Here is a 16848-nt window from a genome sequence, read left to right on the forward strand (position 1 = left end):
TTATTTCTCTACAATTTCTTACAATCCTGGACGAATGGGCCTGATCCGCCTCAGACTTCGACGCATCCAGACCAATTTCTGACAAGGGGACAATGTGGAAGGGGGACGCAGCCTAACCGGGGTAAAGGTCATGGTTATTGACGACAGCAACACCATCCGTCGCAGTGCCGAGATCTTCCTCAAGCAGGCCGGCTGTGATGTGATCCTTGCCGAGGATGGCTTTGATGCCTTGGCCAAGATCACCGACCACTTGCCGGACATTATTTTTGTCGATGTCATGATGCCCAGGCTGGACGGCTACCAGACCTGCTCGCTCATCAAGAAAAATCCGCGTTTCCACGGTACGCCCGTGGTCATGCTGTCTTCCAAGGACGGTTTGTTTGATCGCGCACGTGGGCGCATGGTCGGCTCTGACGAATACCTGACCAAGCCTTTTACCAAAGACAGCCTGTTATCGGTTGTTGGCAGCCATGCTGTCAGTCTGACCAGCCATCACCAGCAAGGGTAGGAAACCATGCCAATCAAAAAAATCCTGATCGTTGACGACTCCCCCACCGAGCGCCATTTTCTGGGCGAAATCCTCACCAAGAACGGCTTTCAGGTGGTGATGCTGGAAAGTGGCGAGCAGGCCGTGCAACAGGCCAAGGACATCCAGCCGGATCTGATCCTGATGGATGTGGTGATGCCGGGGCTCAATGGCTTCCAGGCCACCCGCACCATCAGCCGTGAAGAAGCCACCAAGCACATCCCGATCTTCATGTGTACCAGCAAGGGCCAGGAAACCGACAAGATCTGGGGCCTGCGCCAAGGTGCGCGTGACTATCTGGTCAAGCCGGTTGATCAGGCGGAGCTGCTCTCCAAGATCGCGGCGCTCGGCTAATGGCAAAACGGATCAGCCTGCGCGAATTCCAGGAACGCGTATCCCAGCGCCTGCAATCCGCCACCAGCGGGCAGGCGGGCTTGTCGCGCCTGGGGGTACGGATTGGTGACCAGCACTGTCTGCTGGAGCTGACCCAGGTCAGTGAAGTGGTGTCGGTTCCGCCCATTCTGGAAGTGCCGCTTACCCGCGAATGGTTCCGCGGTGTCAGCAACATCCGGGGGACGCTGTACAGCGTCACGGACCTGTCCCATTTTCTGTTCCGCACACCAACCGGCAGCCTGCCTGGCAACCGGCTGCTGCTGCTGCAATCGCGCCTGATCGACAATGCCGCCCTGATGGTGTCGCAGATCATTGGCTTGCGCCAGCCCAATCAGCTGGAAGCAGTGAGCATGGCGCAGGATGACAGCAAGCCTTGGCTGGGCGAGCAGTTCCGGGACAGTCAGGGGGTGCATTGGCAAATGCTGCACATTGACCAGTTGGTTCGCCAACCTGAGTTCTTACAAATCAACCGTTATCAGTAATACCGACCAAAGTTGACTGGCCGACCCGACCATACGGCGGTCCAGCAGGGGGAATCACCATGAAGCTCAGCTTCGGCAAACGCAAGTCCGACAAGAACGCCAACGCCGGCGATGCACAAGGCGCATCCCGGTTTGAACCGATGAGCACCACATCCATCATGGATAGCCTGGTCACACCCAAGTCGGAACAGAAGGGCGCTTCGCTGTTGTCCCGCCTGCCGACCGGTCTGCAAGGCATCTCCCTGACCCTGCTGGCCGTCGGCCTGATTGGCTTTGGTGCGGCGGTGGTGGTTGACCGGATTCGTTCCAACAACTACGCCAACTACATCACCACCTCCACCGAGATGCAGATGTTGTCGCAACGTCTGGCGGTGGCGTCGTCTGAAGCCACCAAGGGTAACGCGGTGGCCTTCGACCAGCTGGACGCGGCCTTCAAGGAATTCAAGTGCGAACTGCAAAAGCTGAAGGATGGTGGCTCAGCCTGCAGCAAGGACAAGAGCGAAGCCGTACCGGCATCTCCGGAAGCGGACCAGCAGGCGGCACTGAAGCAGATTGAAGAGATCTGGAAGAAGTCGTTCGCGGAATCCGATAGCCCGAACGTGTCGACCATCTTGAAGGAAAAGAAGGTGCTGCGTCAGATGACGCAGTCGGTGTCCTACATCAACACCTCGGATACCGAACTGCTGGAGCTGTCGCAACAGCTGGTGGCCCTGCTGCAACAAAACAATGCCGATGCCCGTCACCTGTCGCTGGCCAACCAGCAGGTGATGCTGACCCAGCGGATGTCCAAGAACGCCAACGCGATGTTGGCTGAGCCGACCATCAGCCCGGAAATCGTGTTCATGCTGGGCAAGGACACCAACACCTTCCGTGATACGCTGGAAGGCTTCATGGCCGGTAACGAAGACCTGAAGCTGGTGGCAGCGGACAACCCGGATGTGGTGGAAAAGCTGAACGATATCAAGCGGGTGTTCCAGCCGTATGAAGCGGCGGTGACCTTGTTCTCGCAAAACATGCAGAACCTGGTGAACTCCAAGCTCGCCTCCCAGCAAGTGTTTACCAGCTCGGAACCCCTGCTGAACAAGCTGCGCGAACTGACTGCCCTGTATGAGGCCAACAGCTCCAGCCAGCCGCTGTTTGCAGCCCAGATTGCCGGGGTGCTGGTGGCCCTGCTGGGCCTGATTCTGTTCGGTATCGCTTACAGCCGTGAAATTCAGAAGCGTGCGGATGAAACCGAAGCCGAAAACAAGCGTAACCAGGAAGCCATTTTGCGCTTGCTGAACGAAATGTCCGACCTCGCTGATGGTGACCTGACGGTGCGCGCTTCGGTGACGGAAGACCTGACCGGCGCCATCGCCGACTCCATGAACTACACGATTGACGAGCTGCGTTCGCTGATTACCGGTATCAACCGCGCCACCGACCAGGTGACCTCGGCGACCCAGCAAGCCCGCTCGATTTCCGACCAGCTGCTGAACGCCACGGAAACGCAGGCCAACGAAATCATGGATACCAACATCTCGGTGCGCTACATGGCCGAGTCCATCCAGAACGTGGCCAGCAACGCGGTGGAATCTGCCCGTGTGGCCCAGATGTCGCTGAGTGCAGCAGAAAAAGGCACCCAGGCGGTGGAAAACTCCATCAAGGGCATGAACGAAATTCGTGAGCAGATCCAGGAAACCTCCAAGCGGATCAAGCGGCTGGGTGAAAGCTCGCAGGAAATTGGTGAAATCGTGGAACTGATTTCCGACATTACCGAGCAGACCAACGTGCTGGCGCTGAACGCCGCCATTCAGGCCGCATCCGCCGGTGAAGCGGGTCGAGGCTTCACGGTGGTGGCCGAAGAAGTGCAGCGGCTGGCTGAACGTTCCGCCGAAGCAACCAAGCAGATCTCGGCGATTGTGAAGACCATTCAGACCGATACCCAGGACGCAGTGGCCGCCATGGAACTGTCCACCCAGGGTGTGGTGGAAGGGGCCAAGCTGTCCGACGCCGCCGGTCAGGCGCTGCAGGAAATCGGCCGCGTGTCGAACAACCTGGCCTCGCTGATTGACTCCATCTCGTCTGCCACCAAGGAACAAACGCAGATGGCGGAACAGGTGTCCGGCAACATGCAGCACATTCTGACCATTACTGAACAAACCACGGACGGCACCAAACAGACCGCCGAGTCCATCGGCCAGCTGTCCGGACTGGCAGCTGAACTGAAGGGCTCGGTGGCTGGCTTCAAGCTCGCCTGATGCCATGGCGCACCCCTGCTTCGGCGGGGTGCACCCATAACCTGCCGGAACCACTCGCATGAGTACACTCGACTTCGACGTGGGTTCGTTGATCTGGGTCAAGGCCGAGATTGACAGCGCCATTGGTCACGCTCGCCAGCATTTGCACAATTACAGCAGCAACCCCGGCGACGATACCCAACTGAAATTTGCCCAAACCCACGTGCATCAGGTCACCGGTGCGCTGGAAATGGTAGGGCTGGCTGGTCTGACCAGCTTCACTCAGGCCATTGAAGGCCTGCTCGCCCAGTTGCCAGAGCAAGACTCCGCCCGCGCCAGCAGCCTGGATTTGCTGCAAACCGCGCTGGGCCAGGTCACCGAATTCATCGCTGCGCTGGTTGATGGGGCGCCCAATTCCACGCTGCACCTGTTTGACAGCTACAAAGCCCTGCATGACGCTCGTGGCAGCCAGCAGTTCAGCGAGAGCGACCTGTTTTATCCGGACCTGTCGGTGAGCTTGCCAGACCAGGTCCCCAACCAGGCAGCCTCTGCCGAGGTCGCCCGTGAACGCAGCCGTACCTGCCGTGCCCGTTATCAGCAAGGCCTGTTGCGCTGGCTGAAGAACCCGACTACGGAAGCCCTGCAAGAGCTAGCCAGCCCCCTAGCACAATTGTCTGCCATCCAGTCTGGCAGTGCTCAGCGCGCCTTCTGGTGGGTGGCCAGTGGTTTTGTGCAAGCCATGGCCGGACACAACCATTTACTGCAACAAGGCAAACCGCTACTGTCCCGCCTGGATCAGCAGATCCGGCGTGTCACCGAGGGCAGCAACAAGGTTTCCGATACCCTGATGCGGCAGATGCTGTACCTGATCGGGGTGTCTCCCAGCCAGGACAGCACGGTACAACTGATTCGTGACACCTATCAGCTTGGCAGCCTGCTGTCAGCCGCCGATGGGCAAGCACTGCAGACCTTGAGCGCCCAGCAACTGCGTACCCTGCGCGAGCAGCTGGAGCAGGCCAAAGATTTGTGGATGCGCGTCACCACGGGCCAACAAGACCGTTTGCCGCTGTTCCGTCAGCAACTGGACAAACTGGCCAGCAGCCACCGTGAAGCATCGCTGGAAGAGCTGACCCAGCTGTTCAGCGGCCTGGCCGAGGTCATGGGCGGTCATGACAGCCTGAATGAGCGCCAGTCGATGGACATGGCGACAGCCTTGCTGCTGGCGGAGAACGCGCTGCAGCAGTACCCGCAGCTGTCGTCCGACCTGTCGCAGCATGTCGCCCACATCCTCAAGCGCCTGCACAGTCCGGATGCCCAGGACGACGATGCGCCGATGCTGGACGACCTGAGCCGTCGTGCGCAGGAAAAATTGCTGATGGCGCAAGTCGCGCATGAAATCCTCAGCAATCTGCAGCAGGTTGAGCAGCACCTCGACCACTTCTTCCGTGACCCGGCCAAGCGTGATGCGCTGCCGGGTGTCGACCCCTTGCTGCATCAGATCGACGGTGCCCTGCTGATGATGGGCGCAACCGAAGGGGGTGGCCTGCTGCAACAAAGCCGTGCGCTGCTGCGCCAATGGCTGGCAAGTGAGCAAACGCCGCCCGCGCAGGAAATGGAATGGCTGGCGGAGTCGCTGTCGGCCCTCGGTTTCTATGTTGAAGCGCTGCAGAACCAGCGCAGTGACGCTGCCAGCATTCTGGCACCGTTCCTGCAGCCCGCAGCGCCCGTGACCACTGAGCCTGCCGCCGCAGCCCATACGCCGGAGGTTCTGGACGAATTGCCCGCCTTGTCGCTGGATATTCCGTCCGAACCCGAAGCCCCTGCAGAAGATATCCTGCTGGCGCCGTTGCCCGATCTCGCCGCCGAGCCGGTCGTGGTCGAGAGCCCTGCACCTGCGGTGGAGGTGGTGTGGGACGAAGCGCCAGATGCCGAGTTGCTGGAAATCTATCTGGAAGAGGCTGGTGAAATTCTGGACAGCCTCGACGAGCATATTGCAACTTGCCGCAGTGACCCGCACAACCGCGACAGCTTGACCGTGATCCGCCGCAGCTTCCATACCCTGAAGGGCAGTGGTCGCATGGTGGGCCTGACCCAGCTGGGCGATGTCGCCTGGGCGGTAGAAGGGGTCATGAACAAGTGGCTGCAGGAAGACCGCCCGGCTAATGAGCCCTTGCTGGATTTCATCACCCTGAACCGGCATGCCTTTGCGGGCTGGGTAGCTGAGCTGCAAGCCGAAGGCCGCGCTGCGGTTGAGGCCAGCGAAATCCTCGCCTTGGCAGACGCCTTCCGTAACTGGCAAGGCGGCCCCTTGCCGGAAGTGCCGGTACACGAGGCAACTGCCAGCGATAGCGCATTGCCCTCGCTGGATCACCTGCCCTCGCTGGAGCTGGATGAGGAACCGGAGGAAACGCTTCCTGCCGTGGAAGCAGATGCGCCGCCCGTGGTTACGGAAGACAGTGGCGACGAGCCGTCTGAGCCGAGTGAATTCCAGATTGGCAGCGTCACCATCTCTGCCTCCCTGTTCTACATTTTCACCGTTGAGGCCAAGCGTCACCTGCAGACCCTGGATCAACAACTGGCCGCCATGAGCAATGGTGCGCCTGTCGCCAGTGAAGCCAGCCATGCCGCGCATACCTTGCGTGGCATTGGCCATACCGCCGGTTTTGGCGATATTGGCAGTCTGGCCGACGCGCTGGAACAATTCTTCCTGTCGCAGCAGCGGCTGGGAGAGGGCTTGGGTCAAGGCCAGCTGTCGCTGGTGGCGGAAAGCATTGCCTCACTGCACCAGATGGTTGGCGAGGTAGAGGAAAAGCAGGCCCCCACCCCGGCCGACTGGCTGATTGCGCACTTGCGCGCGCAGCAGGGTGAGGACAGCGTCCCCTCGCTGGAAGCACAGCTGCAAACCAGCGATGGTTTCGAGCTTGAGCTGCCTGTGGACACAGAGGCAAGCCCCACGGAAGAAGAACTGCATTTCGAGCTGCCGGACACGGCGCCATTGCTGGCGCAGGATACCGCCCCGGTACAGGATGCACCGGAGCTGAGCGACGAAGCAGCGGAACTGCATTTTGAACTGGACGAAGCAGCACCCGTCCTGCAGCTGGACGACACCGTCAGCCTGGACGCACCGGCCTTGGCTACTGATGCGGATGACTTCCAGTTCGACCTGCCCGATACCGCACCGCTCCTCAGTGCTGCGGAAGATGCCCCCACTCTGGACGCACCCGTCCTGCCGGATGAGGCGGTTGAAGCGCTGCACTTCGAGCTGGATGACGACGGAACCGATGCCGTACAGGACATCCACACAGAGGTACCGGGTCTGGACATCCCCGAGCGGGTGGATGTCCCCGTGGACTCCTCGCTGGCACAGCTGGAAGCAGAGCTGGATTCGCTGGAATTGCAACTGGATAGCCCGGAACAGGATCACGTTCAGGTCGAAACCATTCAGCTGGACAGCGACCTGCCCGCCCTGGAGTCGACTACCGCCGATCTGGCGGTCGACGCCACGGCATCGACTGCCGATACAGCTGCCGAAATCGTCGAGCTGTCGGATATGACACTCGGCGACGAGCTCGAAACCGGGCTGCTGGCAGATGACCTGCTGCCTGAGCTCGACGCAGCAGTCAGCCCGGAAGCCACCGACGTCGAGCCGGTCGTGGATGAAGCGCTGGAGATGGACGCCCTGAGCCTGCCTGATGCGGTGGAGATGGCGGTTGCGGAGCCCATGGAGCCGACAGCAGAGGCCTCGCCCGCGCCTGTCGTCGCCGAAACCGAGCAATCGCTGATCGCCGTTACCGCAGCGCTCGCGGCAGCAGCGCGCCCTGAACACATCCCGCATAGCGAGGATGCCCCCTCCGCCATTGACGATATCGACGAGCAGCTGCTGCCCATCTTCCTGGAAGAAGGACACGAACTGTTGCCGCAAATTGGCGATGCCTTGCGGCAATGGCGCGCAGCCCCTCAGGACAAGACCCATCCTCAGCAATTGCTGCGTACCCTGCATACGGTCAAGGGCAGCGCCCGGATGGCCGGTGCCATGCAGATGGGTGAGCTGGCCCACGGTCTGGAAACCCGGGTGCAGCAGGCGGAGCAGATCGGCCTGTACGATACCGCGCTGTTTGATGCGCTGGACACCGAGTTCGATACACTGTCGGCCATGCTGGACCGCCTGCAGCGCGGTGAAAGCACGACACCGGAAGTGCCAGCATCCGCAACAGAAACGGGTGCCGTCGTGGCCAGTGCCACGGCCACCGCATCGCAGCAGGACAGTGCAGCTGATACCGAAGCACGCAACCTGCGGGTGCGTGCCGACCTGATTGACCGCCTGGTGAATGAGGCCGGTGAGGTCAGTATCGCTCGCGCCCGGATCGATGCAGAAGTGCGTTCGCTGCGCGGTTCGCTGCTGGAACTGACCGATAACGTCAACCGTCTGCGCAGCCAGCTGCGTGAGCTGGAAATTCAAGCCGAGTCGCAAATGCAGTCGCGGCTGTCTCTGCTGCACGATCAGGATGAATCGTTCGACCCGCTGGAGTTTGACCGCTTTACCCGCCTGCAGGAGCTGACCCGCTTGCTGGCCGAATCGGTAAACGACGTGTCCACCGTGCAGCACAACTTGCTGAAAAACGTGGACGACAGTGAAGCCGCACTGCTAGCGCAGGCACGGCAAACCCGTGACCTGCAGCAGTCACTGATGCGGATTCGTACGGTGCCGCTGGCCACGCTGACCGACCGTCTGTACCGTATCGTGCGGCAGACCGCCAAGGATCTAGGCAAGAAGGCCAACCTGGAAATCAAGGGTGCGCGGGTGGAGCTGGACCGTTCAGTGCTGGAAAAGATGACCGGCCCGTTCGAGCACATGCTGCGTAACGCCATTGACCATGGTCTGGAGTCCCGCGAGGCACGGCAGGCTGCGGGCAAGCCGGAGATCGGTGAGATCCTGATCCAGGCCCGCCAGGAAGGCAATGAAATGATTCTGACCCTGTCGGACGACGGGGCCGGGATGGATCCGCAGCGCCTGCGACAAAAGGGGCTGGAGCAGGGTCTGATTGAAGCGGATCGTAGCTACAGCGACAGTGAATTGCTGGGTTTGATTTTCCACCCGGGCTTCTCGACCGCCAGCCAGATTACCCAGCTGTCGGGTCGTGGCGTCGGCATGGATGTGGTGAAAACCGAAATCGAAGACCTCGGCGGGCGGGTGGAAGTCAGCTCCCGCCTGGGTCAAGGTACCACCTTCACCCTGCACTTGCCGCTGACCCTGGCGGTGACGCAAACGGTAATGGTGACCGTAGGCAGCCAGCGCTATGCCATTCCATCCGGCCTGGTCGCCCAAGTGCAGGAACTGAAAGTGGATGCGCTGAACAAGGCTTATGCCGAGCAAAGCATCCACTGGCAGGACAAGGATTATCCGTTCTGGTACTTGCCGCGCCTGCTGGGTGATGAAACCACGCTGCCCGAGCTGCACCGCTACAACACCGTGGTGCTGCTGCAAAGCGCCAACCGTACCGTGGCCTTGCACGTAGACCAGCTGACACGTAACCAGGAAGTGGTGGTGAAGAACATCGGGCCACAGCTGGCTCGGGTGATCGGCGTATCCGGTGCAACCGTGCTGGGTTCCGGCGAGATCCTGCTGATCATCAACCCGGTGGATCTGGCCACCCATGCCGACCGCCTGGCCCGTCATCAGGCCAGCATCGACAGCAGCACTGTAGTGGTGGAAGCCCCGCTGCAGACGCAACCGCATGTGCTGGTGGTCGATGATTCGCTGACGGTACGCAAAATCACTGGCCGCCTGCTGGAGCGCCAGGGTTATGCGGTGATGACCGCCAAGGACGGGGTCGATGCCCTGCAGCAGATTCAGGACTACAAGCCGGATGTGATGCTGGTGGACATCGAAATGCCGCGCATGGATGGCTTTGAACTGACCCGGAACGTGCGCAGCAACGCGGAAACGCAAGGTATCCCGATCATCATGATCTCCTCGCGCACCGCCGACAAACACCGCAAGGTGGCACAAGAGCTGGGCGTAAATCTGTTCCTGGGCAAGCCTTATCAGGAAGAAGAATTGCTGGGTTACATCCAGCAGTTCCTCAAGCAGAAGGAAGCCGCATTGGCGTGATCCGCTTTGCCGGATCCTCCAGTCACAACGGGGCCGTCAGGCCCCGTTGTGTTTCAACCGCCACACACGCGCACCGACGATCCCGCGTGGCCCTCACCGCCGCTGCCCTCTTGTAGCTGAAACACAAAGCGCAGCAACACGGTGCCACCCTCGGCCCGCCCTTGCTGTCGGGCAGGCTCAAACTGCCACAGAGGCACACTGTCCAGCAGCGTCCGGTCCAGCCGGGCGGCACCGCTGGATTGCTGCAAGCGGACCTCCTGCACCCCGCCCTGCGCGTCTACCCGCACACTGGCGACCACCACCCCTTGTTCCTCCAGCTCACGGGACACCACAGGGTAACGGATCACAGGTCGACAACGAGCCCGTGCCGGGTGATCCGGCATATCCTCAGTCAAAGGGTCTGCAGCTGGTGAGAGCGGTGTGGCCGCGCCATGGCCCGTTGGTCGGCTTTCCGGCGCTGTCTCGGCCTGTGGCGCGGGCGCAGGTACAGTCGCACCCGCTACCACAACAGGCCCCTTCGACTGCTGTACCAGCGGAGGTGAAGAATGCCGTGACAGATGGGTAGCAGCCCCCCTCGGATGCTCGGCCTGCTGCGCTACTTTGGGTATATGGCGTGCTGGTGTCTGTGACGGCGGGTCAGGATGAACGGGTAGCGTCGCCGGTGCACTGGCCGTGCGCAGCTGCAATTCAACATGCAGGCGTGGACCCGGTGCAGGCAGCGACCATAGCAGCAGCAGGCCATGCAACAGCAAGGCCAGTAGCAGCGCCAGACACAGACGGGAACGGGAGGACATGCGACATTGTAACTGAGTCAGTATGTCGCAGCCGGTATCCGCGTAGCGCGGTAGAATAGGCGCATGAAGCTGCTTTCCTTGCTCTCCATCCACAGCAACCGGCCCAACGAGGCCAACCTGGCGCGGCTGGTCTGGCTGCGCTGGCTGAATCTGGGCCTGTTGTTGCTGGTCAGCAGCCTGGTGAGCTGGCAATGGCGATTACAGTTGCCTTATGCCCCGCTGCTGGTCATTGGTGTGCTGCTGACCCTGTTCAATATCCTGACCTGGCTGCGCCTGCAAGGCGCTCGCAGGGGTTGGGCGGTACGGGAAAGCGAGCTGCTGTTGCAGCTGGTCATCGACGAAACTGCCCTGGGGATGGTGCTGTTCTTTGCCGATGGCGCCAGCAACCCGTTGGCCTCCCTGCTGCTGCTGCCGGTTACCCTCGGGGCCACCTTGCTGTCCACCTGGCGCGCCAGCTTGCTGCTGTTGCTGGCGGTCATCAGCTATGGCCTGCTGGTGTTTTACCATGTGCCACTGATCCAGGCTCAGGCCGAGCCCTTGCAGGCATGGCTGCTGCACCGGCTGGGCATGGGGCTGACCTTCCTGTTCAGCGCCGTACTGCTGGTGTGGTTTGTGTCGCGCATGGCCCGCAGCCTGCGCCAGCGCGATGCCCAGCTGGCAGCGGCCCGGGAAAAGACCTTGCGCGACGAGCAATTGATTGCATTGGGTACGCTGGCGGCCGGTGCAGCACACGAGCTGGGCACACCGCTCAATACCCTGCAATTGCTGGCGGACGAACTGGCGGAGACGGTACCCGCAGCGCTGCAGACCGATGTGCAGCTGATGCAGCAGCAACTGGCCCAATGCCGGCAAAGCCTGTCCACCCTCAGCCGCCGCGCCAGCCATCCCCGTGAGGCCGCGCAAGATGGCAGCGTCACACAAGCCATTCTGCAACTGGCAGAACGCTGGGCCTTGCTGCGCCCCACCGTGGCACTGACCTTGCATTGGCCCGAGCCACGCCCTGACCAGCAGGTACACTGGCCAGAAACCCTGAACCAGGCCCTGCTCAATCTGCTCAACAATGCGGCAGATGCCCAGCATGGCTTGAGCAACAACCCCATTGAGCTGCGACTGGATGTCAGTGCAGATGCCCTGCTGCTGCATATTCGCGATCATGGTCCCGGTCTGGACGACGAGGCCAGAGAACGGGCCGGGCAGGGGATCTACAGCAGCAAGGGCGGCATGGGCGTCGGCCTGTTGCTGTCCAACGCCAGCATTGAGCAGCTGGGCGGCGAAGTCCGGCTGACCAGCCCACCCGAAGGGGGTGTTTGTTGTGACATTCACTTGCCGTGGAGGCGGCTGGCCCTCATGGGAGAACCCACATGAAATCACCCATCAAACAGCTCCTGCTGGTGGATGATGACGATGCCTTCCGCATGGTGGCTGAACGCGGTCTGAGCAAGCGTGGCTATCAGGTCTACAGCTGCAACAGCTGTGAGGCCGCCGAGCAGTGGCTGCTCAGCAGTGGCATCAAGCCTGACCACGTGCTGCTCGACCTGAAAATGGGGGGCGAAAGTGGCCTCACCTTGATTCCACGGCTGCGCATCCTGCATCCGGATTGCCGTATCGTGATGCTGACCGGCTTTGCCAGCATCAGTACCGCAGTGGAAGCCATCAAGCTGGGTGCCACCCATTACCTGCCCAAGCCTGCCAGCCTGGACGACATCATCGCGGCCTTTGGCAAAATACATGGTGACGAGCAGCAGGAAGTTACCCACCAGCCGATGTCGGTCGACCGGCTGGAGTGGGAGCACATCCAGAAGGTGCTGGCCGAGCATGAGGGCAATATCTCAGCCACCGCGCGGGCGCTGAACATGCACCGCCGCACCCTGCAACGCAAACTTGGCAAGCGCCCGGTACGTCAGTAGCTCCCTGCGCACCTAAGTGTGGTCCTCCGTGGAACCGGACGGGTGCTCGGCAGCCAGCAAGTGATCAATCAGTACACGGACCTTGAGCGGCACATGTCGTCCCGCCGGATAAACTGCATAGATGGTGCGTGGAGCGTAGTCGTCCTGCAAAGCACACGCCGACAGTACCTCGACCAGCTCTCCCCGCTGCAGCGCGGGTGCCGCTGCAAACTCCGGCACCAGAGCCAGCGCGTCCATCTGTGGCAAAGCGTTCAATAACGCCAGGCTGTTGTTGATGGTCAAACGGCTATGCAGCTGCACCTGCCGGGCTTGCCCCGCATGCAGCACGTTCAGCTGATTCCGATAAGGGCCTTCACCCAGATGCAGGGTCGGCCACTGGGTGAGGATGCTCGGGTCTTGCCGAGCCTCGGCAGACAGCCAGCCGACACGCGCGACCAGCAGGTAGCGAAATTGCCGGATGGGCCTGGCCACCACCCCTTGCGGTAGCTGCCGCGCAATGCGGATGGCCACGTCCACCCCATCGTTCAGCAAGTCCACATAACGATCCTGCAAGGACACATGCAGGTCCAGCTGCGGATAGCGTGCCAGCAGCGGTGGCAACAGCGGGGCCAGCCAGTACTCCCCCAGCACGGCGGGTGCACTCACCTGCAAACGCCCGCGTGGCACCTCCGCATACGCCCCGGCGAGCGACAGTACATTTTGCGCGGCATTCGCCATATCGGCACAGCCCTGGTACACCGACTGCCCGATCTCGGTCACCGCCAGACTGCGAGTGGTCCGGTGCAACAACTTGACACCCAGCTGCCGCTCCAGCCTCGACACACTCTTGCTGATCGCGGGCGGCTGCACACCCAGATGGTCCGCCGCTTTGTGGAAGCTGCCCAGCTCCACCACCCGGGCAAATACCAGCATGTCACTCAGGTACTGCACGTTTTATGTCTCCATGAGAAACAATATTGTTCCTGAAAATGGATTTTTCACCACAGGGAAACAAAAGACAATACCGCATCTTCTCGACGAGTGACCATCATGCCTGCTACTACCCTGACCGACCGCCTGTGCATGGTCCTGTCCATGCTGCTCTCCGGCACCATTGGCTGGGCGGTCACCGTTTCCGGGCACCCCCCCGCGACGGTCGTGCTGTTCCGTTGCCTGATCGGCGCCCTGGCCCTGGCCTGCTGGCTGCTGCTACGCCGCCAGTGGCAACCTTTGAGCCGCGCCGCACTGGGCTGGATCCTGCTGGGTGGGCTCGCGCTCAGCCTCAACTGGCTGGCGCTGTTCAGTGCCTACCGTTACAGCAGCCTGTCCGTGGTGACCCTGGTCTACCATCTGCAACCCCTGCTGCTGTTGATACTGGCCGCGCGCTGGCAAGGCGAACGGTTGCCTGCGGGCATCTGGGGCAGCTTGTTGCTGGCCTTGAGCGGTGTGCTGCTGACCTGTGACCTGAATCCGGGTGACTGGCAGCATACCCAGTGGCAAGGGCCACTGCTGGCCGCACTGGCCGCCTTGCTGTATGCCTTGGCGACGTTGCTGATCCGGCAAGTCAAGCAGGTCCCTCCGGCACAGATTGCCACCCTGCAGCTCGGCTTCAGTGGCGTGATGTTCCTTCCGGCTGCAGCGGGCCTGTCAACGATGGCCCTTGCGGCCAGCCTGCCGGTGCTGCTGATCCTGGGGCTGGTGCACACCGCAGGCATGTACCTGCTGATGTACCGCGCCTTCCAGCGGCTCACCGCCGCTGAAATCGCCATGCTGTCCTACCTGTATCCGGTCACCACCTTGCTGGTGGATCGCCAGGTCTTTCACGTACAGCTCCACACCGGACAGTGGCTGGGCGTCGCGCTGATCCTGCTTGCCCTGCTGCGCCAACAACAGCTGCAACGAAAAGCACGACCGCAGGCTTAGACTTCGGTAAAATTCAGTCACAAAAGCGCTCGTACCATAACAACAAAACCCGGTCTGCACGACCACACCGATCAGGATGGACAAACCGATGAAAATCAGCAGTTGTTTTGACGCCGGCAGCATCGTGGTAGACAGCATGGAACACGCAGGCGATATCCGCCTGCAGGTCCGCCACGACAGCAATTCCGAATTCGCCCAGTGGTTCTACTTCCGCTTGCAAGGTGCTGCCGGGCAGGCCTGCCAGATGCGTTTCCTCAATGCAGCGCAGTGCGCCTATCCGAAAGGCTGGGTGGACTATCAGGCGGTGGCCAGTTATGACCGTCAGCACTGGTTCCGTGTGCCCACCCAGTTCGATGGCCAGGTGCTGACCATTCAGCATACCCCGGAAGAAGACAGTATTTACTACGCCTATTTCGAGCCGTACAGCTGGGAGCGTCACCTGCAATTAATCGGCCAGGCGCAAAGCTCGCCGCGCTGCAAGGTTCGTGATCTGGGCAATACGCTGGATGGCCGCGACCTCAATCTGCTGGTGATCGGCGATGAAGCACCGGGCAAGCGCAAGGTGTGGCTAACCGCCCGCCAGCATCCGGGCGAAACCATGGCCGAGTGGTTTGTTGAAGGCACCCTGTCACGCCTGCTGGATGAGCAGGATGCCCTGGCCGGTGCCTTGCTCGACAAAGCCACCTTCTACGTGGTGCCCAATATGAATCCGGATGGCAGCTGCCGTGGCAACCTGCGAACCAATGCCGCTGGCACCAATCTGAACCGTGAGTGGGCCAACCCGACGATGGAAAAGAGCCCGGAGGTGTGGCTGGTGCGCGAAGCCATGCGCGAGATTGGCGTGGACCTGTATCTGGACGCCCACGGTGATGAAGCCTTGCCGTACAACTTCGTGGCGGGCAGCGAAGGCAACCCGGGCTATAACGCCCGCCGTGAAGCGCTGGAAAACAGCTTCAAGGCCGCCTGGCTGGTACATAACCCGGATTTTCAGGATACCTATGGCTACGAGCGGGATCATTTTGGTGAAGCCAATATGACCCTGGCAACCAACCATATTGCGGATTACTTTGACTGCCTCGCCTACACCATCGAGATGCCATTCAAGGATAACGCCAACCGGCCAAGCGCCTTGTATGGCTGGAACGGCGAACGCAGCAAACAGCTGGGTGCGTCCGTACTGCACCCGATCGCGGCGGTCATCGACCAGCTACGCTGAGTCCACAGCCCGCCATAGCCAACCCGGCGGGCCTCGCCCGACCGGGTTTACTGGAGATGACCTCCTGACATGGCGTACCGCTCTGGCCATAGCCTGACCCTGCTGCGTGACGGGACGGCGTTTTTCCCGGCGCTGCTGGCTGCCATCGACGCAGCAAAGCACAGCGTGTGGCTGGAAAGCTATCTGTATGAGGCGGACGACACCGGCCTGCGGGTGGCCGATGCCCTGATGGCTGCCGCACGGCGCGGGGTGCAGGTCAATCTGCTGCTGGATGGCTTTGGGGCGTATGCCTTGCCGGAGTCGCTGCGGCAAACGCTGGCAGCGGCAGGGGTACGCCTGCTGTTTTTCCGACCGGAGATCAACCGCTGGGGGCTGCATCTGCAGCGTTTGCGCCGCCTGCACCGCAAGCTGGCGCTGGTGGATGGCCATACCGGCTTCATCGGTGGCATCAATATCCTCAACGACTGCGACGAGCCAGATGACCCGCCGCGCTACGATTATGCAGTACGGGTGCGCGGCCCGGTCTGCCTCGATATCAGCCGGGTGATGCGGCAGTTGTGGCAGCGCGAGTGCTGGTTGCAGTTCCGCATGCACTGGCTGCACCGGCTCCCTCGTCATGGCCGCAGCGACAGTCCGGGCCAGCAGCTGGCGGCACTGGTGGTGCGCGACAATGTTCGGCATCGCCGCGCCATTGAAGCCGCTTATCTGCATGCGCTGCGGCAGGCCCGTCAGGAGATCATCCTCGCCAATGCCTACTTCCTGCCCGGCTTCCAGTTTCGTCGTGCCTTGCTGGCGGCGGCACGTCGAGGTGTGAAGGTCACCCTGCTGCTACAGGGGCGGCTGGATCAGGCTTTGCTGCAGTTTGCCTGTCGAGGCCTGTATCGGCAGCTGCTGGCAGCGGGTATCGAGGTGGTGGAGTACCGGCGCGGCTATATGCACGCCAAGGTGGCGGTGGTGGACGGCCGCTGGGCCACCGTCGGCTCCAGCAATATTGACCCTTTCTCCATTTTTCTGGCGCGGGAAGCCAATCTGCTGGTACAGGATCATGGCTTTGCGCGCAGCTTGCGCGATGACCTGCGGCAGATGATTGCCGCGCATGGCGTACGCATTGATCAGCACACCCTCCAGCAATCCCGCTGCTGGTACCGTATCGTACCTTGGCTGGCTTATCAGTGTGTCCGCATGTTGATGGGTCTGGCGGGCATTGGCGGTCGACAGCAGGAATAGGGCATGGCAATACCTTCCAGTATCATGGCTTGCACCTGCCAGACGCAAAAGATGCAACCCTCGCGGCAAC

12 protein-coding genes are annotated in these 16848 nt (G+C 61.4%); 10 read left to right on the forward strand and 2 right to left on the reverse strand.

Translation table 11 applies throughout. From position 1 onward, the window contains the following. Positions 1 to 130 precede the first annotated feature (130 nt). Genes pilG through HF682_RS15425 form a run of 5 tightly spaced genes read left to right on the forward strand, consistent with a single transcriptional unit; the run spans position 131 to position 9732 of the window. Positions 131 to 508: a twitching motility response regulator PilG gene (gene pilG, locus HF682_RS15405; RefSeq protein ID WP_168878224.1), complete on the forward strand. Its 378-nt coding sequence runs from the start codon at positions 131 to 133 to the stop codon at positions 506 to 508. Positions 509 to 514: 6 nt separating this feature from the next. Then, a complete protein-coding gene (locus tag HF682_RS15410) occupies positions 515 to 880 on the forward strand; it encodes a response regulator (RefSeq protein ID WP_168878225.1) in 366 nt (121 codons plus the stop codon). Beyond that, positions 880 to 1401, forward strand: coding sequence for a chemotaxis protein CheW (locus HF682_RS15415; protein WP_168878226.1), 522 nt, complete (start codon positions 880 to 882; stop codon positions 1399 to 1401). Before HF682_RS15410 ends, HF682_RS15415 begins: the two co-directional genes overlap by 1 nt. Before the next feature lie 59 nt (positions 1402 to 1460). Continuing rightward, on the forward strand, positions 1461 to 3641 hold the full coding sequence (locus HF682_RS15420; protein ID WP_168878227.1) for a methyl-accepting chemotaxis protein: 2181 nt from the start codon (positions 1461 to 1463) through the stop codon (positions 3639 to 3641). Positions 3642 to 3699: 58 nt separating this feature from the next. After that, positions 3700 to 9732 carry an Hpt domain-containing protein gene (locus HF682_RS15425; RefSeq protein WP_168878228.1) on the forward strand — a complete coding sequence of 2011 codons (6033 nt, stop codon included), beginning with the start codon at positions 3700 to 3702 and terminating at the stop codon, positions 9730 to 9732. A gap of 53 nt (positions 9733 to 9785) precedes the next feature. Here HF682_RS15425 and HF682_RS15430 read toward each other — a convergent pair whose 3' ends face one another. Beyond that, positions 9786 to 10526, reverse strand: a complete 741-nt coding sequence (locus HF682_RS15430) for an energy transducer TonB (RefSeq protein ID WP_168878229.1) — start codon at positions 10524 to 10526, stop codon at positions 9786 to 9788. A 63-nt stretch (positions 10527 to 10589) separates the two neighbouring features. Between HF682_RS15430 and HF682_RS15435 the strand changes: the two genes are divergently transcribed. Continuing rightward, on the forward strand, positions 10590 to 11891 hold the full coding sequence (locus HF682_RS15435) for an ATP-binding protein (RefSeq protein ID WP_168878230.1): 1302 nt from the start codon (positions 10590 to 10592) through the stop codon (positions 11889 to 11891). Continuing rightward, positions 11888 to 12433, forward strand: coding sequence for a response regulator transcription factor (locus HF682_RS15440; RefSeq protein WP_168878231.1), 546 nt, complete (start codon positions 11888 to 11890; stop codon positions 12431 to 12433). Before HF682_RS15435 ends, HF682_RS15440 begins: the two co-directional genes overlap by 4 nt. Before the next feature lie 12 nt (positions 12434 to 12445). Here HF682_RS15440 and HF682_RS15445 read toward each other — a convergent pair whose 3' ends face one another. Next, positions 12446 to 13363 (reverse strand): LysR family transcriptional regulator, encoded by a 918-nt coding sequence (locus HF682_RS15445; protein ID WP_168878232.1) that lies wholly within the window; start codon positions 13361 to 13363, stop codon positions 12446 to 12448. Between the two features lie 99 nt (positions 13364 to 13462). Here HF682_RS15445 and HF682_RS15450 point away from each other — a divergent pair, with 99 nt between their 5' ends. The 3 genes from HF682_RS15450 to clsB all read left to right on the forward strand — a co-directional run bounded on the left by HF682_RS15450 (position 13463) and on the right by clsB (position 16778). Then, positions 13463 to 14335: a DMT family transporter gene (locus tag HF682_RS15450; RefSeq protein ID WP_205882122.1), complete on the forward strand. Its 873-nt coding sequence runs from the start codon at positions 13463 to 13465 to the stop codon at positions 14333 to 14335. 88 nt (positions 14336 to 14423) lie between these two features. Beyond that, positions 14424 to 15551 carry a M14 family metallopeptidase gene (locus HF682_RS15455; RefSeq protein WP_168878233.1) on the forward strand — a complete coding sequence of 376 codons (1128 nt, stop codon included), beginning with the start codon at positions 14424 to 14426 and terminating at the stop codon, positions 15549 to 15551. A gap of 69 nt (positions 15552 to 15620) precedes the next feature. Then, complete coding sequence (clsB, locus tag HF682_RS15460; RefSeq protein WP_168878234.1) at positions 15621 to 16778, forward strand: cardiolipin synthase ClsB; 1158 nt, start codon at positions 15621 to 15623, stop codon at positions 16776 to 16778. Positions 16779 to 16848 lie beyond the last annotated feature (70 nt).

The organism is Leeia aquatica, assembly GCF_012641365.1.
In the GTDB taxonomy this organism is placed as follows: domain Bacteria; phylum Pseudomonadota; class Gammaproteobacteria; order Burkholderiales; family Leeiaceae; genus Leeia; species Leeia aquatica.